Annotated in this window: 13 protein-coding genes; 9 read left to right on the top strand and 4 right to left on the bottom strand. The window is 65.0% G+C overall.

Going from position 1 to position 20,668, the window contains the following annotated elements; translation table 11 throughout:
* Positions 1-58: 58 nt before the first annotated feature.
* Positions 59-703, bottom strand: coding sequence for a response regulator transcription factor (locus ACQY78_RS09995; protein WP_428685153.1), 645 nt, complete (start codon positions 701-703; stop codon positions 59-61).
* 160 nt (positions 704-863) lie between these two features.
* Here ACQY78_RS09995 and ACQY78_RS09990 point away from each other — a divergent pair, with 160 nt between their 5' ends.
* The 4 genes from ACQY78_RS09990 (at position 864) to htpG (ending at position 8,251) form a co-directional block, all read left to right on the top strand.
* Entirely contained in the window at positions 864-2,531 is a 1,668-nt protein-coding gene (locus ACQY78_RS09990) for an MFS transporter (protein ID WP_428685151.1), read from the top strand.
* Positions 2,532-2,622: 91 nt separating this feature from the next.
* Positions 2,623-3,156, top strand: coding sequence for an inorganic diphosphatase (gene ppa / locus ACQY78_RS09985; protein WP_428685149.1), 534 nt, complete (start codon positions 2,623-2,625; stop codon positions 3,154-3,156).
* Between the two features lie 270 nt (positions 3,157-3,426).
* On the top strand, positions 3,427-6,267 hold the full coding sequence (locus ACQY78_RS09980) for an autotransporter outer membrane beta-barrel domain-containing protein (RefSeq protein ID WP_428685147.1): 2,841 nt from the start codon (positions 3,427-3,429) through the stop codon (positions 6,265-6,267).
* Positions 6,268-6,346: 79 nt separating this feature from the next.
* Positions 6,347-8,251, top strand: coding sequence for a molecular chaperone HtpG (gene htpG, locus ACQY78_RS09975; RefSeq protein WP_428685145.1), 1,905 nt, complete (start codon positions 6,347-6,349; stop codon positions 8,249-8,251).
* A gap of 33 nt (positions 8,252-8,284) precedes the next feature.
* Here htpG and ACQY78_RS09970 read toward each other — a convergent pair whose 3' ends face one another.
* A complete protein-coding gene (locus ACQY78_RS09970) occupies positions 8,285-11,884 on the bottom strand; it encodes a hypothetical protein (RefSeq protein ID WP_428685143.1) in 3,600 nt (1,199 codons plus the stop codon).
* Positions 11,885-11,908: 24 nt separating this feature from the next.
* Positions 11,909-13,249 carry a glycosyl hydrolase 108 family protein gene (locus tag ACQY78_RS09965; protein WP_428685141.1) on the bottom strand — a complete coding sequence of 447 codons (1,341 nt, stop codon included), beginning with the start codon at positions 13,247-13,249 and terminating at the stop codon, positions 11,909-11,911.
* Positions 13,250-13,577: 328 nt separating this feature from the next.
* Here ACQY78_RS09965 and ACQY78_RS09960 point away from each other — a divergent pair, with 328 nt between their 5' ends.
* The 4 genes from ACQY78_RS09960 to ACQY78_RS09945 all read left to right on the top strand — a co-directional run bounded on the left by ACQY78_RS09960 (position 13,578) and on the right by ACQY78_RS09945 (position 18,724).
* Complete coding sequence (locus tag ACQY78_RS09960; protein WP_428685139.1) at positions 13,578-14,561, top strand: Bug family tripartite tricarboxylate transporter substrate binding protein; 984 nt, start codon at positions 13,578-13,580, stop codon at positions 14,559-14,561.
* A 7-nt stretch (positions 14,562-14,568) separates the two neighbouring features.
* Entirely contained in the window at positions 14,569-15,654 is a 1,086-nt protein-coding gene (locus ACQY78_RS09955; protein ID WP_428685137.1) for an amidohydrolase family protein, read from the top strand.
* A 123-nt stretch (positions 15,655-15,777) separates the two neighbouring features.
* Positions 15,778-16,791 (top strand): TRAP transporter substrate-binding protein, encoded by a 1,014-nt coding sequence (locus ACQY78_RS09950; protein ID WP_428685135.1) that lies wholly within the window; start codon positions 15,778-15,780, stop codon positions 16,789-16,791.
* Between the two features lie 67 nt (positions 16,792-16,858).
* A complete protein-coding gene (locus tag ACQY78_RS09945; protein ID WP_428685133.1) occupies positions 16,859-18,724 on the top strand; it encodes a TRAP transporter large permease subunit in 1,866 nt (621 codons plus the stop codon).
* On the opposite strand, the gene ACQY78_RS09940 is transcribed toward ACQY78_RS09945, so the two are convergent.
* Positions 18,721-19,704, bottom strand: coding sequence for a Bug family tripartite tricarboxylate transporter substrate binding protein (locus ACQY78_RS09940; RefSeq protein ID WP_428685131.1), 984 nt, complete (start codon positions 19,702-19,704; stop codon positions 18,721-18,723). The genes ACQY78_RS09945 and ACQY78_RS09940 overlap by 4 nt on opposite strands.
* Before the next feature lie 212 nt (positions 19,705-19,916).
* Here ACQY78_RS09940 and ACQY78_RS09935 point away from each other — a divergent pair, with 212 nt between their 5' ends.
* A complete protein-coding gene (locus tag ACQY78_RS09935; RefSeq protein WP_428685129.1) occupies positions 19,917-20,666 on the top strand; it encodes an alpha/beta family hydrolase in 750 nt (249 codons plus the stop codon).
* The last annotated feature ends 2 nt before the right edge of the window (positions 20,667-20,668 follow it).

Here is a 20,668-nt window from a genome sequence, read left to right as displayed (position 1 = left end):
CAAGGAGGCCACAGATCGCGCTGCAAGGTCCTTCGCTGCGCTCAGGACGGCGGGTCTGCTAGGTCCTGATCGTCTCCGAAGGCGGCAGCGCCAGACCGCGCGACTCGATGACGGCTTGGGTTCGAGAGCGCACGCCCAGCTTGCGCAGGATCACCGTTACATGCGCCTTCACGGTGGCTTCCCCGACCCCGAGCTTGTGGGCGATCTGCTTGTTCTGGTCGCCCTGGACCATCAGCGCCAGTACACGCCACTGCTGCGGCGTGAGCTGCGCGGCGCGCTGGGCGAAGGTGTCGCCGGGCACGGCGTCGGGCGGCGTGAAGATCTCGCCGTCGAGCACGGCGCGCACGATGGCGGCGATCTCGTCGAGCGGCGCGGACTTGTCGATATAGGCCGAGGCTCCGAACTCGTAGGCGCGGCGAATGACGGCTGTCTCGCGCGCGGCCGACACGACGACGATCGGCACAGTCGGGTGTTCGGCGCGCAGGCGGGCGAGGCCGGTGAGGCCGTCCATGCCCGGCATGTCGAGATCGAGCAGCACGGCATCGGTCTCGGGTTCACGGTCCAGAACCGTCTTCGCCTGGTCGAGCGTGCCCGCCCTCTCGAACCGCGCGCCCGCGAACGACTGTCCCAGCGCCGACGCCAGCGCGTCGCGGACCATGGGATGGTCGTCGGCGATCAGGAAGGAGAGCGTTTCCCCAGACATCCAGTCATCTTTGTTGCGGCACGGTAGAAAATGCTGCGACGCACTCTACGCGACCTTGGACCTTGGTCGAATTGCAGCACACAGGACGTGCGATTTACACAAGAATCAAGAAGGGGTCCGTGTCAGGGCACCCACACAGTGTCCAGGGGAGAAAACGCACATGGCCGTTGTAGGCTCGGTAAACGATCGCGGTCGTCCGATGACGCGCGAAGAGAGGAAGGTCATCGTGGCCTCCTCGGTCGGCACCGTCTTCGAATGGTACGACTTCTATCTCGCCGGCGCGCTCGCCATCAACATCAGCGCCAACTTCTTCTCCGGCGTGAATCCGACGGCCGGCTTCATCTTCACCCTGCTGGGCTTCGCCGCGGGCTTTGCGGTTCGTCCGTTCGGCGCGCTGTTCTTCGGCAGCCTGGGCGACCTGATCGGTCGCAAGTACACCTTCCTCGTGACGATGACCCTGATGGGTATCGCCACCTTCGTGGTCGGTATTCTTCCCAGCTATGCCTCGATCGGCATTGCCGCCCCGATCCTGTTCATCGCCTGCCGTCTGCTCCAGGGCCTGGCGCTGGGTGGCGAGTACGGTGGCGCGGCGACCTACGTCGCCGAGCATGCGCCGCACGATCGCCGCGGCTTCTACACCTCGTGGATCCAGACGACGGCAACCGTCGGCCTCTTCCTGTCGCTGCTCGTCGTCGTGGCGCTGCGTCTCGCGCTCACGCCGGAGCAGTTCGCCGAGTGGGGCTGGCGCGTTCCGTTCCTGCTGTCGATCATCCTGCTGGGCGTCTCCATCTGGATCCGTCTGCAGCTCGAGGAGTCGCCCGCCTTCAAGCGCATGAAGGCCGAGGGCAAGGGTTCCAAGACGCCGCTGCGCGAGGCCTTCGGCGTTTGGAAGAACGCCAAGATCGCCCTTATCGCGCTGTTCGGCGGCACGGCCGGCCAGGCGGCCGTCTGGTACACCGGCCAGTTCTACGCCCTGTTCTTCCTCACCCAGACGCTGAAGCTCGATCCCACGACGTCGAACATCGTGATCGCGGTGGCGCTGCTCATCGGCACGCCGTTCTTCGTCTTCTTCGGCTGGCTGTCGGACAAGATCGGCCGCAAGCCGATCATCCTGGCGGGCTGCGCGCTCGCCATGGTCACGTACTTCCCGCTGTTCCACGCGCTCACCAATGCGGTGAACCCGGCGCTCAATGCGGCGATCGAGAAGTCCCCGGTCGTGGTGATCGCCGATCCGGCTGAGTGCTCGTTCCAGTTCAATCCGACGGGAACGGCGTCGTTCACCTCCTCGTGCGACATCGCCAAGTCGTTCCTCGCCCGCAACTCGGTGAACTACGGCAACCAGGCGGCTCCGGCCGGCACGCCGGCGCAGATCAAGATCGGCGACAAGATCATCACCTCCTTCGACAAGGCGAAGGCGGGGGCCGAGGGCGCGGCCAAGGAGCGCGCGTTCAATGCCGAGGCGACCGCGGGGATCCGCGCCGCCGGCTATCCCGCCGCCGCGGACCCGAAGCAGATCAACATGACGATGGTCATCGTCATCCTGACCATTCTCGTCATCTACGTGACGATGGTTTACGGCCCGATCGCGGCCCTGCTGGTCGAGCTGTTCCCGACCCGCATCCGCTACTCCGGCATGTCGCTGCCGTACCATATCGGTAACGGCTGGTTCGGCGGGTTCCTGCCGCCGACCGCCTTCGCCATCGTGGCGGCGACCGGCAACATCTACTCCGGTCTGTGGTATCCGATCGTGATCGCGGGCATGACCCTCGTGGTCGGCCTGTTCCTGATGCCGGAAACCAAGGATCGCGACATCTACGCCGACGACTGACGCGTCCTCTGCGACAAAAAGGAACCGGCGGTCCGCAAGGGCCGCCGGTTTCTTTTTTGATGTTTGCCGCGGCTCCGGTAAGTATCGCGCCATGAAACTCGAAGCCATTGCCATCGGCCACCGGCCGCCCGAAGACGTGAACGCCATCATCGAAGTGCCGATCGGTGGCGAACCCATCAAGTACGAGATGGACAAGGAAGCCGGCGCCCTGGTGGTCGACCGCTTCCTGTACACGCCGATGCGATATCCGGGGAATTACGGGTTCGTGCCGCACACGCTGTCGGACGACGGCGACCCGATCGACGTGCTGGTCGCCAACACCCGCCCGATCATTCCCGGTGCCGTGATCAACGTGCGCCCGATCGGCGTGCTGCGCATGGAGGACGATGGCGGCGGCGACGAGAAGATCATCGCCGTTCCCTCGCCCAAGCTGACCCAGCGCTATGTGCACGTGAAGACCGTCGGCGACCTGCCGGAGATCACGCGTCAGCAGATCGAGCACTTCTTCATCCACTACAAGGATCTCGAACCCGGCAAATGGGTGAAGCTCCTGGGCTGGGGCGATGTCGACGAGGCGAGGCGCCTGATCACGGAAGCGATCGAGCGCGCCAAGCAGAAGCGCTGATCCGGTCGTCTCGCCTCTTCAGCGGGCCATGCACGGCGATGTCAGAGCGTTGCTGACTGCGCGTCTTTCCTGTCACTGAATCTACGCCGAATTTCTGTTTGTTGGCGAATGCTGGCAGGCTACAGAGCGTTGGCATTGCCGGGATCATGTTCCAGCGGGGTCAGTACCGATAAGGGTCGGCCGTGGCGGCAGGGCTCGCCGGGTCAGTCTGGATGGTAGAAGGTCATGGTAGACACACCGGCGCGGGGCGCTGCCAGCGCTTGCTTAAGCATGCTCGCGATCCCTGTGGGTGTGGCGGGCCTCTGCCTCTTTGCCGGATCGGCGCAGGCGCAGCTCGTTTTCAAGCGCTATCAATACGGCACGAGCGGGGTCACGACGGTCACCGGCATTCGCGGTGACAACATGACGGGCAACTACTCGATCCCCAACAGCGGGGGCGACACGGGCGGATTGCTGTTCGGGTTGACCAACGCCACCATCGCACCGTTCCCGACGGCGACGGCCAACCAGTCAAATTACCCCGGGGCCAGCAGCAGCACGCCCTATGGTCCGAGCTTCGGCTCCTCCACGGGCATCCTGCGCGTCGTCGGGAGCTACATCACGACGGTGTCCAGCCCCTACGACCTCGGCTACCTGTTCGATGCGGCGGCGCCGTCCGCATCGCAGCTCACGACGCTGCGCTATCCCGGCATCGCCTCGACCCTTTACACCATCGCCCACAGCAATTTTGGCAACCAGGTCGTCGGCAACTACGACACCAATCTCCCGACCGGAAATGCCTTCATCTACGACATCCCGACCGCAACGTTCACGAACAACAACAAGCCGGGCGCGCTCAGCACCACGGCCTACGGCGTCTACGGCAACAAGATCGCCGGCGGCTACGGCGAAAACTCGGGACCCGGGCCTGTGCTCATCCCGACGGAGCATGGCTACATTTACAATCAGACGACGAGCGTCTTCACGCGATACGATGCTCCGGATTCCCTCTTCACGCATTTCGAGGGCATCACCAGCGGCGGCCGGGCCAATACCTATAATCTTGTTGCCGATTCCATCGGCACCGACCTCAGGCCACATGCCTGGGCCGTCTCCGTCGATGCGGCGGGCGTTGCGACCTGGACGGAGATCATCGTGCCGGGCGCCGAGGTGACGTCGGCAAATTCGACCTATGGCGGCACCGTCATCGGCGTGTACGTCGAGGGCCGCGAGACGAAGGCCTACACCGTCAACATCCCAGGGCTTTACAATCCCGTCACCAATTCAGCCAATCTCACCTCCAGTGCCGCCGGCGCGGTGGCGATCAACGGCGCGGGCGACGACGTCGTCAACAACGGGTCCATCCTGATGACGGGGGCCAACAGCATCGGCATCAGCAACGGCACCTATGGCGTCGTGACCAACTACGGCACGATCGGCGTGACGGGCGCCGGCGGCACGGCCGTGCAGATGTCGGGCGATTTCAGCACGCTGCTGAACGCGGGTACGATCAACGCCGTGCCGGGCGGATACGCCATCCAGACCGACGCCACGGCAATGGGATCGATCGTCGTCAACAACGGCATCATCAACGGCCTGGTGTCGATCGCGGCCGGATCCTATGCCCGCTTCGAGAACAGCGGCTGGCTCGGCATCAGCGCCGCCGGCGCCGGCGCGACACACCAGATCAGCGGCACCTTCGTCCAGACGGCGGCCGGCACGATGGGAATGCGCGTGTCACCGACCGCCGCCGATCGGCTTCTGGTGGACGGCACCGCGAGACTGGACGGCGGCCTGCAGGTTATTGCCCAGCCCGGCGCCTTCGCGCCCCGCTCCAGCTACACGCTGGTGACGGCAACGGGCGGATTGAGCGGCGCCTTTCAGTCGGCGACCAGCACCTTGCCGTTTCTCATCCCGACGCTGAGCTACGACGCCAACAACGCCTACCTCAACCTGCAGGTCGGCGGCTTTGCGCAGGCGGCCCTGACGCCCAACCAGGCGGCGGTCGGCGCGGTGCTCGACGCCACAGCACCGAATGCGACCGGTGATTACGCCACCGTCGTCACGGCGCTCGCGGGCCTTTCCACCCAGCAGGGCCAGACGGTGATGAACGCCATCAGTGGCCAGAACTACTCCGGCTTCTCGAGCTCGATGGTGCAAGGCACCCAGCTCTTCCTCAGCAACTTCGCCGGACAGGCTGGCGGTGGCGGCGGTCTGGACGGCTCGAACCGCGTCGCACTGGCCGAAGCCTGCGATGTCGCCTGCGACACGGCTTCTCCCGCCCTGTGGGGCGCTTGGGGCGGTGCGCTCGGTGGGCTGGGCACAATCAGCACCGGCGGCAGCAATAGCGGCGCACTGACCTACAATGTCGGCGGCTTTGCCGGCGGCCTCGATCGCCTCGTGGCGCAAGGCCTGCGGGTCGGCGCGACGGTGGGCTACCAGAACGCCAACCAGTGGGTCGGCGGCTTCAGCGGCGCCGGCAACTCCAACACCGTCCAGGCTGGCGTCTACGCCAACTACAGCGAGGGCAAGGTCTACGCCGACGCCATTGCGGGCTATGCCTACTCCGCCAACGAGATGTGGCGCAGCATCGTGATCCCGGGCCTGGCGCCGCGCACGGCCTACGGGTTCACCGGTGCCAACCAGGTCTATGGTCAGGTCGAAACTGGCTACCGTTTCGACATCGGCGGCCTCGCCGAGGCCTTTGTGACGCCGTTCGTGCGGCTGCAGGCCTATACCGGCACCCAGAACGCCTTCACTGAAACGGGAGCGGGCTCGCTCAATCTTTCGGTGGCGCAGCAGACGACGAATTCGCTGCGTACGGTGCTGGGTGCCCAGCTCGGCGGCTCGATGGACCTGGGCTGGCGCGATCGCCTCGCCCTGAAGGCGCGGCTGGGCTGGAGCCATGAATATGCCGACACGGCGCGGCCTGTGACGGCGTCGTTCGCCGGCGCGCCGGTGGCGCCGTTCACGACCTACGGCGTGGCGCCCCAGCGCGACGGCGTGGTACTGGGGCTGGCTGCCACCACTGCCGTCGCCGACGCGACGTCGATCTATCTCCGCTACGAGGGCGAGGTCTCCGGCCAGGACAATGCCCATGCCCTCACCGCCGGCTTCCGCATGACCTGGTAGAGCGCCGGACACTCTTGCCGTCCGCGCTCCATTTCCTATATCCACCGCCGGAAAATCAACCGCGAGGAATTCAAGCGCAATGAACGTCGACGGTTCGGCAGCCCAGGGCAGCCCGGAGAAGCACCAGTTCCAGGCCGAAGTGGCCGAACTGCTGAACCTGATGATCCACTCGGTCTATTCGGAGACGGACGTCTTCCTGCGCGAGCTGGTATCGAACGCCTCCGACGCCTGCGACAAGGTCCGCTACGAAGCCATCGCACGGCCCGAGCTTCTCGCGGGCGACGAGCGCCTGGCCATCCGGATCAAGCCCGATGCGGCGGCCAGGACGCTGACCATTGCCGACAACGGCATCGGCATGGACCGGCAGGAGCTGATCGACAATCTCGGCACCCTGGCGCGGTCCGGCACCAAGGCCTTCCTGAAAGGGCTGCAGGACGCCAAGGACGGGCTGGGCCTGATCGGCCAGTTCGGCGTGGGTTTCTACGCCGCCTTCATGGTGGCCGACCGCATCGAGGTGACCAGCCGCCGTGCCGGTTCGGCCGAGGCCTGGACCTGGACCTCCGCGAGCGGTGCCGGCTTCGAGGTGGCGCCCGCGACGCCCGAACAGGCGGCGCGCGTGGCGCGCGGCACGGAGATCGTGCTGCACCTCAAGGAAGACGCGGCGCGCTATCTCCAGCCCTACGAGCTGGAGCGCATCGTGCGGACCTATTCCGACCATGTGCTGTTCCCGATCGAGCTGGTCGACGACAAGGGTGAGGCGCGGCAGGTCAATGCCGCCAGCGCGCTGTGGCAGCGCTCCAAGTCCGAAGTGACGCCGGAGGACTACACGCAGGCCTATCGCTCGATCGCCATGGCGTTCGACGAGCCGGCGCTGACCCTGCACTACAAGGTCGAGGGGCGGCAGTCCTATGCGGTGCTGCTGTTCGTGCCGAGCACGCCGCCGTTCGATCTCACCGATCCGGCGCGCAAGGGGCGGGTCAAGCTCTACGTCCGCCGCGTCTACATCACCGACGATGCCGAGCTGCTCCCGGCCTATCTGCGCTTCGTGCGCGGCGTGGTCGACAGCGAGGACCTGCCGCTCAACCTGTCGCGCGAAATGCTGCAGAACAATCCGCAGGTCCGCCAGATCCGCTCGGGTCTCGTCGGCCGTGTCCTGTCGGAGCTGGAAAGCACCGCGACGAAGGATGCCGAGGCGTTCGGCAAGATCTGGGAGACCTTCGGCCCGATCCTCAAGGAAGGACTCTACGAGGATCAGGAGCGGCGCGCCCAGTTGCTCGGTCTGGCGCGTTTCGCCTCGACCGCCGGCGACACGCCGCGCTCGATCAAGGAGTACGTGGCGGACCTGAAGCCCAATCAGACGGAGATCTACTATCTGGTGGGTGACAGCCTCGACCGGCTGAAGTCCAATCCCAAGCTCGAGGCCGCGAAGGCGCGGGGCGTCGAGGTGCTGCTGCTGACCGATCCGGTCGATGCCTTCTGGACGACCCTGCCGCAGGAATTCGAGGGCAAGCCGCTCAAGTCGCTGAGCCAGGGCGAGGTCGATTTCGGCCTGATCCCCCTCGTCGACGAGGAGAAGGCCAAGGAAGCCGGTGCCGATACCGTCGAAGACGATGCCGCCGTGCTGGAGGCCGCCAAGCAGGTGCTCGGCGACAAGGTGGCGGACGTGAAGGCCTCGACGCGCCTGACCGACAGCGCCTCCTGCCTGGTGGCGAGCGCGCAGGGCCGGGATCGCGAACTGGAGCGCCTGCTCGAACGCCAGAACCGCGGCAGCGGCACCAAGCCCATCCTCGAGCTCAACATGAAGCACGCGATGGTCAGGGCGCTGGGCACGGCCAAGAAGGAAGACCGCGCGCAGGACGTGGACGACCTCGCGAACCTGCTGCTCGACGAGGCTTGCATCCTGGACGGCGAAATTCCGTCCGATCCGGCGGCCTTCGCGCGCCGCCTCAACGAATATGTCGTGCGGGCTTTGCGGACGCGCTGATCGGCGGTCGAACCTCCACAGGTTGCCGACATTCTAGGAGCGGGCGAACGACAGCAGCTCGAGGAGCTGGAGTCCGCCCGCGCCCCCGAGGGGGACGAGCACCGCTCGGACGAGCGGCTGTTCGAAGAAGGGCGCGAAGGCGCCCTTGCGCAGTTGCTCGACCTGCGTGATCAGGGAGGGAAAGCGCTCGGCCAGCAGCCGGTACTTCTCGCCCGACCCTTGGAGCCACAGCAAATCATTTCGCATCGCCTCCAGGGCCGTGCGGCGGGCCATCTCGGCGGAGATATTGAGCATCGTGGCCATGGCGATGGTCCAGAGCAGGTAGGTGACGAGGACGACGATCACGACACTGGCGGACGACCAGTTGTCGAACAGAGGACTGCGAGCCAGGAACAGCAGGCCGAGCAGGATGAGCGGAAAGAAGATGAGTCGTGCGATTGCATCGGTGTGGTCGGCCAGCAGCCGCGCGTCGATCCAGGGGTCGAGTATGGAATTGCGCCGTCGCCGGTTGGCGTAAGTCCGATCGCGAATGCGTGCCGCAATCGGACGGGCGGCGCGATCGGCAAGCTGCGGTCCCAGCTCCACGGCGAACCTCCGGATTGTCTCCTGCGGGTAGATCGTTCGCTTGTTGCGCAGAATCCGGATGAACCGCCAGGTGAGGATCGTGGCGTCGCTCACCAGAACCATCAGGATGATGGCTGCGACGACAGCCATCACGATCGTCCAGTAGAAAAGCGAACGGTCTCCGATCCCGCGAGCCGGTACCTCCGGGGCTTCGCCGCCGAAGAGCTTCGTCTCCAGCAGGGCGAAACAGAAGACCGCGACCAGCCACATCACGGTGCGCAGGAACCGCGGACCCCCGTGCAGCAGGCGGATGTAGCGCCGCCAGATCCGGGTGCCGTCGATACCGCCGTCGTTGGAGGTGGTGCCCGGTTGCGCATCTTCGAGGAGGTGCCGCGCGTTGGTTTGATCGCTGCGCCTGGAAATCTCCGGACGCCACATCCACAGCGTTGCATCCTGAAGCCCTTTGACCACACGGCGCCAGGCGAAGTTGGTGGCACGCGCCGGGTTCCGCCGGAAATAAGTAATGACGCTTCCGAGGCGCGTCTTCGGGACCGTCTTGACGGCGAAGTATTTCGCCCCGACCTGCCGGGTCGTCTCTGCCGCACCTCGCCAAGTAAAGTCGATGAACCAGCCGAACAGGAGTAGCGCGAGCGCGCGCAGCAGTTCCGACGGCCAGCTGCTGACGCCGCTGAAGAAGGCAAGGGGCTCGTGAGTTCCGGCGCTCGCCCTGGGGATGAGAAGATACCCGCCGCCAATGACCAGGACGAACAGTGTTGCGCGAAGGACTCGCTGTCCCGTGATCCAGCGCCAGGTGGTGCCCACCGTGAGTGTGGTCCTGCCAGGATTCGAACCGGGATAGACGGCGATCCAGAAGAGCAGGGTGGCCGCAAGGGCGGCGGCGAATGCGCCGCCAAGGCCGATGCGGCCCGGCATCGCCAGTTCAGCCACGACGCCGGCCGCGAAGCCCCACGACGCCGCTGTCAGTCCTGAAATCGCCATCGTCGAGACGTCGAAGGGCATGTCGCCCGAGATGGCTTCCCGAAGCGCCGGCCCTGGCTGGACGAAGAGGATGAACCCGCCGAACCCAACCAGGACGGCGAAAAGAAGGATCGCATAGAACCGCCGGGCCTCCATCTGATCGGGAAGCGGTTCGTCGGAGTCCAGCCTGATGCCGTCCTCGAGATCGACCCGATAGCTGCGCGACGAGAGCTTCACAGCGGCGCCATGCCGCCCGATTTCGTAGAGGTAGGATTTCTGAAGCGACGTCGCAGCCGTGGCCTTCTGTGATCCGCCGTCCGAGCCGGAAACGGCGTGGCGCGCCGCCAGATATGTCGCCGTCTGATAGATATCGCGGAAAGGCGAGACCTTCACTGACTGTTCGACGGGTGGATCTAGTTCCGAAACCGAGAGCGGCAAGGCTGAGGCAATCACCAGATTGCGCGTGTATTTGGTGACCTCGGGATGCAGCAGTCTCGCATCCAGGTCGGTCGTGAAGATCATGCGCTCGGGGAAAGCGGGGCGAAGGGCCTGGGCGAGGATCAGCTTGTCGTGCACGTCCAGCCCGATGATGCCGACCGCTCTCACTGTGTGGCGCCGGTCGGCTTCCGCTTCCTGCTGCAACTGATTGACCAACCGCCGGACATAGTCTCGCTGGTCCCTGTTCTCAGGCCATTCGAGTTGCGGCTCCTTGCCTTCATCGCGCTTCTTGTCGCCGTCGGCGCGGGGCACCAGGCGTTGCTGTTTCGAGACGCCCTCGAGCGTTATCCCGTCGATACCTGCAAAATAGGAGTAGAGATCGAACTTCGTTTTCTCGTGCCCGCGCGGCGCCGGCTTTCCCGTGGCGCATTCCAGGGTCTTTCCGAGCTTGTCGGCCAGGCTCCGGGCATAGATCGAGTCCCATTCCCGAAGGATGACGATGCGTCCGCCGCTGCCGTCGTCCAGGCCGCGCGCGCAGAGTTCGGCGTTAAGCTGTGCAATCTGGACGGTATCCGAGCCAATGGTGCGCAGAAAGAACGGTTCGACGAGCGGAGCCTGCCGCGAACTGAAGAGCTGCTGGAACTGCCTGTCGATCGGATCGGTCATGGCGCGCGCGTATTGCTGGACCTCGATCCGGCTCGCGCGCTCGTCGCAGTCTTTCGGGAGGGTGCCGACGGGCCCGTCACTCTTCGGAAATTTTGCGGCCTTGATGAGTTGCCGGGCGTCTGCGGTGGAATAGGGGCTGACGAGGTCGACGCGTTGCAGTCGCAGCCAGTTGGCGCAGAAGTTCGTCTCCCTCTTCTTCTGGTCTCCTTCCTTGACTGTTTCACCTTTCCCCGGATTCGCTCCCTGGGCCAGCTCGGCGACATCCTCCATCGCGTCGACCAGTTTGTCCGAGGTATAGGGGCCGATGATGCTGAGCTTCTCGACTTTGACCTGGATGACCGTGCCCAGCAGAATGACGACCTTGCGCAGCCATTTTTCGCCGAGCTTGGAGTCGTCCAGCCACAGGATCGCGATCCGGCGGCGGGCGCCCGAATCATCCGTCGTCAGGGTTTCATAAGGGACGTTCAGGTCGGAACGCGTGCCGTCGGGCTTGTCGGCCGGGCAGTCATGGAACGAGTCGCAAAGCGGGACGGTGAGGAGGCCCAGACGCTCGCTGTTCTCGGGAACGAACCCCTTGGAGGCGAGCCCGGAAAGCATGGCGTAGCGGATGCGACGCCGTGCCTCCTCCACGCCGACGAAGCTGGAGCCGGGAACGAGCGCGGCTATGACGGTGAGGCGGTCCGAATCCGAAGAGATGGACAGGTCAGGCCGGTACTTGTTGTCCGGCGGGCATAGGGCAGGCCGGTTCTTGCGTGAACCCGAGCAGAGGTTGTTCAGCCTGTCCTGATGTCGCACCGTTGCCGCCAGCGGATCTTCCCACAGTCGCGCTTCCACCGGCGGCTGTGCCAGAGGCCGTTCCTTTACCGTGTCGCCTTCGCTTAGCCGCAACAGATCGAAAGCGTGCTGCGTGAGGAGGGCCGTCGAAAAGAAGAACGCCAACACGCCCAGTGCCGCCACGGGCAACGATACATTGCGGTCTCCCGACATCGGCTGGACTCCGGGCCTGCGCGATCAGGCTCGGGACGCGCCCATCCTCAGGGCCGCTTCCAGCATGCTGTTCGTGCGGTTGGTCCAGCCGGCACCGAATACTGAGAAGTCGTCCAGACTGCGATAGAAGTCGAGCCGCCGGGCCGAAAAATCGCGAATGACCTTGTCGGCGGGGCATGTATTGAGGCCGTTCAGGGTCACCGGGCCGACTGAGCCGTCCTGCTCGACGCCCAGTACCTGCTGCAGCACACGGGCGGAACGGGCGGTGCCGGCGTTCACGCCGAAATCGAAGACCAGGAGATCGACACCCGGCGGAAGGTCCTCGCATCGCAGGACGTTCCAATACCGCGACCGGTAGATCTCCTTGGCCTCGTCGAGCGTCAGCGCGCGGACATCGTCGATCGTGACGGTCGCATCGGACGAACGGCCGCGGCGCCAGTCGGTGAGGGTGCCGATGGTGATGCCGAAGTTGGTGGCGCCGCCCTTGTCGCGCGCGTCATTCGCAAACCCTCCCTCCGCACCCAGAACCAGGGTGAGGCAAGCATCGAAGTTGGAACCCTTGTGCGCCGGCGCGACGGCGATGGTGACCGGTCCCGCGGACGGCCGATCGCGAACTTCTTCTCTCGACCGGGCGATTTCCTTCGCCTGACGGGTCGCGAGTTCTATCTGTTGGGTCGCTTGTGCGGCCTGCGTGACCTGCATCTGCTGGACGGCCGTGTCCTTCTCCCGCGAACCCTGAGAGGAGCCGAGCCAGAAGCTGATGACGGTGGAGAAGCCAGCCACCAGCGCGCCGATGCATATGTTGATCAGCTCGGAATAGCTCGGGGTGTCCTTAGGGGGCGGCGTGGTGAGCAGCAGCATGAGCAGAGCGCCGGCAAACATCACGGTCACGACGATCGAGATGCCCACGGGCGCCCACTTTATGGGGCCCCCGGATTTGATCAGATCGATTTGCAGGGCGCGCGCGCTGGCCGTCTGCTCTATAGCCGCCTTCAGCTGTGCCTGTTGCTGAGAAAACTGCTGTTCCCGCAGCTTCTGGTCGTTCTCGAACTGCGCCCGCAGGAGGTTCAGGGCGTCCTGCCGCTGCTTCTCTTCGGCCTGAGACCGTGCCGCCCGGTCGGCTGCTTCCTTCTCATTTTGCAGTCGTGTTTCCTGCAGGGCGATCTCGGCCAGCTTGACGCGCAGCTCCGCGGCAAGCGCCGGATTTGCGTCGATCATCCTCTGGGCGGCCTCGGCGTCGGCGGTGCCCGTTGCCGCGGTGACGGCTTGTGCGACCGAGTCGGCGACCTTGCCTGCCCTGTCTCCCGCGATGATTTTGATGAGGTCCGGTATGACGGCCGTGGCAATGGCAACCAATGGCAACATCGCTCATCTCCCCTCGGAGCGCGTCGTAAAGCGTCTCTTGAATCATTTCAGAAGGGCGAGAGGAGGCAATTCCCTATTTTTGCATGGGTAAAGCACAAAAATGGGAGTCGAGAACCCAAAAATTCGCGTGTGAGGTGATTGATTAAATTAAGCAATCATTAGTAGTAAAATACCTGCGATACGGCAGGTGCTGCGTTCCGGGCGAGCGGGCATAGGCTTTTCGTTCCGGCGTGCAGACGATCGCCGCTGATTGCACTTGTAGGCCAACGCGCGGTGTCTGAAGTCTCTCGTCACAGTCGACAAGAACTGAATGTGACGAGGAAACATCATGTCCAAGAACGGGATCATTCGCCGCCGTACCTTCCTGGGCGCCGCTGCCGGAACACTGGCGGCCCCGGCGATCGCTCGCGCCCAGGCCTGGCCCAACAAGCCGGTACGCGTGGTCAATGCCTACAGTGCCGGCGGGACCGCGGACGTTGTCTGCCGCATCTACTGCCAGGCGCTGGGTGAGAAGCTCGGCCAGAGCTTCACCGTCGACAACAAGCCGGGTGCGGCGGGCACGATCGCCGCCCAGATCGTGGCGCGCGCGCCCAACGACGGCTACACGATCCTCTACGATGCCACCGCCCAGTCGGTTAACCCGTCGCTGTTCGCGGGCAAGCTGCCCTACGACACGCAGCGCGACCTTCTGCCGGTCGCCCAGACGATGCAGACCCCCGTCACGCTCGTGCGCAACGCGCAGTTCCCGGCCAAGACGATCCCCGAGCTGATTGCACTGGCAAAGAGCAAGCCGGGGACGCTCGACTGCGCCTCGACCGGTATCGGCACGGTGCAGCATGTGTCGCTCGAGCTGCTGAACCAGAAGGCCGGCATCAAGATCAATCACGTGCCCTACAAGGAAATGGGCTCGGTGCGGAACGACCTGTTCGCCGGCCGCATCCCGCTCCTGTTCAACAACGTCCCGGGCACGGTGGCCCTGCTCACCTCGAAGGACGTGTCTTGCATGGCGCACACCGGTCCCAAGCCGGTCGACGTTCTGCCGGGCGTCCCTGCGATCTCGGAGGTGCTGCCTGGTTTCGAGACCTGGGAATGGAACGGCATGTTCGCGCCCGCCGGCACCGATCCCGCTTTGATCACGCGCCTCAACGCCGAGGTCAACGCCGTCATGAAGATGGAGACCGTGGCGAAGCGGCTGGCCGAACTGGGGGCCCTGACGCAGCCCAACACGGTCGTCGAGTTCACGGCGTTCCGCGAGAAGCAGATCGCCTTCTTCGCCGAGATGGTGAAGAGCGCCGACATCCGCATCGAATAGGTGAAGCATGGCTGAAGACGATCCGCTGCTGGGACACGGTCGCCAGATCATCGTGCGCGAGGACTGGCTCGGGCTGACCGAGGAGCCGATCCTCGAGCCCGGCCTGCCCATCGTCGATCCGCATCATCACCTCTGGGAACGCGACGGCGGGCATTCCTACCTGCTGCCGCAGTTGCTGGGCGACACGGCGAGCGGTCACGACATCCGCGCGACCATCTTCGTGCAGTGCGGGGAGATGTACCGCGCCTCGGGACCGGCCGACGAGCAGTCGCTCGGCGAGACCGAGTTCGTGACCGGCGCTGCGGCGGTGAGCGCGAGCGGCCGTCACGGGCCGACGCGCGCCTGCGCCGGAATCATCGGCATGGTCGATCTGACCTTGGGCGACCGCGTCGAGCCTCTGCTCGATAAGCATCGCGCCATCGCCGGCGGCCGGTTCTGCGGCATCCGCAACCGTACCGCCTGGCATGCCTCGCCCGACGTCACGTCGAATCTGGTGATGAAGCCGCCGGGACCGCTCGAACACCCGTCCTTCGCCGAGGGCGCGCGGCGGTTGGCCAAGCAGGGGCTGCCGCTCGATGTCTGGGCCTATCACACGCAGCTCCCGCATGTGGTGAAGCTCGCGAAGGCCGTGCCGGAGCTGAAGATCGTCGTCGACCATGTCGGCGGCCCGCTCGGCATCGGTCCGTTCCGCGGCAGGCACGCGGAAGTCTATCCCGAATGGAAGCAGCGCATGCTGGAGCTGGCGGCGCTGCCCAACGTGCGGGTGAAGCTCGGCGGCCTCACGATGTTCGTGAACGGCTTCGACTTTCACAAGAAGCCGAAGCCGCCGGGCTCGGAGGAGCTGGCGAAGACCTGGGCGCCCTATATCGAGCCCTGCATCGCGGCGTTCGGCGCCGACCGCTGCATGTTCGAGAGCAACTTCCCGGTCGACAAGGGCCAGTGCAGCTACCCGGTCCTGTGGAACGCCTTCAAGCGCCTGACGGCCAGCGCCGGCGCGGCCGAGAAGACCGCGCTCTACAGCGGCAGCGCAATGCGCACCTACGGCCTCGACCGCCTGCCGGCGGCGCTGGCGGTCGATCTCCAGGCAAAATAGCCGGGCGGCCATCGCGACGGGGATCTGTCAGTAGCAGGGAATTCATAGTATTTGCCGGCCTCTTGCCACATGGGGACGAACCCGGTCGGCAAACCGACAAGACCGAATGGATCGGAGGAAAGCATGAAGGTATCTCGCAGGACGCTGCTCGGGGCGTCCGCATTGGGCAGCATTGCCGTCACGGCTCCCTGGGTCGCTCGCGCCCAGAGCGCGGAATTCACTTACAAGTACGCCAACAATCTCCCGGTCGCCCATCCGATGAACCTGCGGGCCAAGGAGATGGCGGATGCGATCAAGGCCGAGACCAACGGCCGGGTCGAGATCCAGATCTTCCCGTCGAACCAGCTCGGCTCGGATACCGACATGCTGAGCCAGCTGCGCTCAGGGGGCATCGAATTCTTCACCCTGTCCGGCCTGATCCTGTCGACGCTGGTGCCGGTGGCCTCGATCAACGGCATCGGCTTCGCCTTCCCGGACTATGCGTCGGTGTGGAAGGCGATGGACGGCGATCTCGGACAGTATGTGCGCAACCAGATCGCCAAGGCCAATCTCGTCGCCATGGAGAAGATCTGGGACAACGGGTTTCGTCAGACGACGTCCTCGACCAAGCCGATCCAGGGGCCGGAAGACCTGAATGGCTTCAAGATCCGAGTGCCGGTCTCGCCGCTCTGGACGTCGATGTACAAGGCGTTCGACTCGGCGCCGGCCAGCATCAACTTCTCCGAGGTCTACACCGCGCTGCAGACCAAGGTCGTGGACGGGCAGGAGAATCCGCTGGCGATCATCGCGACGGCAAAGCTCTACGAGGTCCAGAAATACTGCTCGCTCACCAACCACATGTGGGACGGCTTCTGGTTCCTGGCCAACCGCCGGGCCTGGGAGCGGCTGCCGGAGAACCTGCGTACCGTGGTCGCCACGCACGTGAACGCCGCTGGCGTGAAGGAGCGTGAGGACGTGGCTCAGCTCAATGCGGGCCTGCAGAAGGAGCTGACCGACAAGGGCATGCTCATCAACCAGCCGAAGCCGGAGGCTTTCCGCGACAAGCTGCGGAGCGCCGGCTTCTACGCCGAGTGGAAGGGCAAGTACGGTGACGAGGCCTGGTCCATCCTCGAGAAGTACACCGGCAAGCTGAGCTGAGTGCGACACACCCCGGCCTGAAAAGTCCGGGGTGTCTTCTTTCTGCTGATCCGTTCGGAAAATCGTCATGACCGCGACTGCTGAAGAACTTGCCCTGTCCGAGTCGCTGGGTAACCCGAGCCCCGGCGGTCGCTGGAAGTGGCTCGAACCCATCAATGCGATCGCGGCCATGCTCATGCTTGGTATCGTCCTGCTCCTGCTGGCGGGCGTGGCCTCGCGCTATCTGTTCAATTATCCGGTCGTGTGGATCGACGAGGTCTGCTCGATCAGCTTCATCTGGGTCGCGATGCTCGGGGCGGCGATGGCGCTCGACCGCAATGAGCATCTTCGCCTGACCCTGTTCGTGAACCTCTTCTCCGAGCGCCGCCGCACCTTCATCGATGCGTTCGGTCTCGTCGTGGTCGCGACCGTCCTGGTCGCGTTGCTGCCGCATGCGGTCGACTACACGATGGACGAGTGGTTCATCACTACGCCCGCGCTCGGCATCCCCAACAGCTTCCGCGTGGCGGCGATCCCCTTCGGTATCGTCCTGATGCTCGCCCTGGTGATCCGCTACGCCTTGCGGTCGTCGGCCCTTCCGCAGTTGCTCGTGGCGCTCGTCGTCGTCGGCGCGATCGCCGGGCTGCTATGGCATTTCTCGCCGCAGCTGGTCAGGGCCGGGAACTCGAAGCTGCTGCTGTTCCTCGTCCTCTTCGTGTCGGTCAGCCTCGCCTGCGGCGTGCCGATCGCCTTCTGCTTCGCCATCGGCACGATCAGCTACCTGGCCTTCGGCACCACGGCGCCGTTGTCGGTCGTGATCGGTCGCATGGATGAGGGCATGTCGAGTATCATCCTGCTGTCGGTGCCGGTGTTCCTCCTGCTCGGCTGCATCCTAGACGCCACCGGCATGGGCAAGGCCATCGTCGATTTCCTCGCGTCGTGGCTGGGTCACATCCGCGCTGGCATGTCGTATGTACTGCTGGGGTCGCTGTTCGTCGTGTCCGGCATCTCCGGCTCCAAAGTCTCGGACATGGCGACCGTCGCGCCGGCCCTGTTTCCCGAGATGAAGCGCCGCGGCAACAAGCCCCGCGAGATGATCGCCCTGCTGGCGACCGGCGCGGCCATGGCAGACACGGTACCGCCCAGCATCGTGCTGATCGTCCTGGGCTCGGTGGCGGGTGTTTCGATCGCCGCCTTGTTCACCAGCGGCTTCGCCATCGCGATGGTCCTGCTGCTGGGCCTTGCCATCCTCGCCCGCTGGAAGGCGCGCCACGAGGACATGTCGGGCGTGCAGCGCCCGAGCCTGCGTGTCATCGGCCGGACCGCGCTGATCGCGGCACCGGCGCTGGTCTTGCCGTTCCTGATCCGCAGCACGGTGTCGGGCGGCGTCGCGACGGCCACCGAGGTCTCGACCATCGCGGTCCTGTATGCGGCCTTTGTCGGCGTTGTTCTTTACGGCGGCATCAGCCTGAAGAAATCCTACGCCATGCTGGTGGAAACGGCGGCGCTGACCGGCTCGATCCTGCTGATCCTGGGGACGGCCTCGGCCATGGCATGGGCGATCACACAGGCGGGGATCGCGCGCGACGTCACACAGTTCATGGCGTCGATGCCGGGTGGCACCATCGTCTTCATGATCCTCAGCATCGTCGTGTTCCTCATCCTCGGCTGCGTCCTCGAGGGCCTGCCGGCGATCGTGCTGATGGCCCCGCTGATGTTTCCGATCGCCAAGAGCCTCGGCCTGAACGACATCCACTACGCAATGACCATCGTGACCGCGATGAATATCGGCCTGATGACACCGCCGATCGGCATCGGCTTCTACCTGGCGTGCCGGATCGGCAATGTCTCGCCGGATGACGCCATCGGGGCGATCTGGCCGTACCTGCTGGCGTTGATGGCGGGCCTGGCAGTCATCGCCGCCGTGCCGTGGCTCTCCGTCGCCTTCCTCTAATCGGCGGTGATCTTTGCGGCCTCGATGATGCGGCGGTTCGTGTCGCTTTCCTTCTTCAGGCTCGCGACGATTTCGTCGGGGGTCAGCACGAGGGGCCGCAGGCCGATCGCGTTGAGCGAGGCGATGGTCGGCGCATCCGCCAGGATTTCGGCGAAGACTTCGTTCAATCGCGCCAGGACCGCCGCCGGCGTCGCCGCCGGCGCGACGGCGACGAAGCCACTGCTCAGCTCCCAGTCGGGAATGCCGGCGTCGGCGATGCTCGGCACGCCGGGCAGGTCGTCGCGCAGGTCGTTTCCAGAAACCGCCAGGCCGCGCAGTTGTCCCGAACGCACCAGCGGCGCCGTGATCGGATCGATGATGAGCTGCACGAGACCGGCGGTCGCATCCTTCGCGGCGGCCGCGCTGCCGCGATAGGGCACATGCACCATGTCGATGTTCGCGCGAAGCTTGAGATATTCCCCGGCGAGGTGTCCGCCGGAGCCGTTGCCGGCCGAGCCGAAATTGAGTTTGCCCGGGTTTTCCCTGGCGTAGGCGATCAATTCCTGCAGCGTCTTGACGGGCAGGGAGGGGTGGATCGCAAACACGGAGCGGGACGCACCGACATAGCCGACCGGCTTGAAGTCGCGGAACGGCTCATAGCCGGTTCGCACCAGCTGCGGCGCGATCGTGAGGTTGCCGGTCGAGGCATTGAGCAGCGTGTGGCCGTCCGGCTTCGACTTGGCGACGAACTCGGCGCCGATCGATCCGCCGCCGCCCGACTTGTTGTCGACGACGATCGTCTGGCCGAGTTTCTCACCAAGCTTGCGGGCGACGATGCGGCCGGAACTGTCGTTGGTGGCGCCTGGTGGGAAAGGCACGACGTAGGAGATGGGGCGTCCCGGATAGGCCTCGGCACGTAGCTGAAGCGGTAGCGCCGTTGCAGCGATTGCGGCGGCGCCGGCACCGAGAAAGCGGCGCCGTGTTGCTGTGCTGCCCGTCATTTTGAACTCCTACGCTTGGTGAACGCGCAATGCCCCGGACCACTTCGAATCCGTGGAAAATTGCGAGCCAAGCGTGGCAGCGCGTGCCGGGCTCATACATCGAATCTTCGCATCGATGATTTTGCGAAGAGGAGATCGCCTCATCGTCTCCTTCGTCCGGAACGGAAGATTAATCTGCGTCGCTGCTACAACAGCGCGGCTGCGTGCGCGCCATGTGGATTCTTCTCCCTGTCGCTTTTTCGCGGCACACTCCGAGCATGAAATCTCATGCGCGCGTCAAACGCCTCAACCTGTCGATAGAGCCTGGAACGCGTGTCTCGGCGGTTTATCAGAAGGCTCACGATGCCTCGGCGCTGCTTGTCCTGGCACATGGCGCAGGGGCCGGCATGTTGCATCCGTTCATGACTTCCGTGGCCGAGCTGCTGGCTGAAAGAGGGGTCAGCACCCTCAGGTTCCAGTTTCCCTATATGGAGGCAGGCTCGAAGCGGCCGGACCGGCCGGCCACGGCCCACGCGGCGATACGTGCGGCCGTTCAGAAGGCAGCGAAACTGGCGCCGGCACTCCCGCTGTTCGCGGGAGGCAAATCGTTCGGCGGTCGCATGACGTCGCAGGCCCAGGCGCTGGATCCCCTTCCGGGCATCAGGGGCCTTGTGTTCCTGGGGTTTCCGCTGCACCCATCCGGGAAACCTTCGGTGGAGCGTGCGGCGCACCTGCTCGACATCCACATACCCCAGTTGTTCATCCAGGGGACGCGCGATGCGCTTGCTGAGCCTGCGCTGCTGCGGAAGGTCATGAAGCGCCTGGGCAAGCGCGCGACTTACAGGCCGGTGGTGCAGGCCGACCATTCCTTTGCTGTCCTGGTGCGGTCGGGCCGAACCAACCAGGAGATTCTCGCCGAACTAGCGGAAGTCTCGAGCGAATGGATGCGCGCCGTGACCTCAGACAGCCGGCGCTCTCGCTGAGT

The sequence above is a fragment of the Reyranella sp. genome (assembly GCF_965279625.1).
GTDB lineage: Bacteria > Pseudomonadota > Alphaproteobacteria > Reyranellales > Reyranellaceae > Reyranella.
The sequence above is the reverse complement of the archived record's forward strand: the minus strand, read 5'-3'. Positions and strand labels throughout refer to the sequence as shown.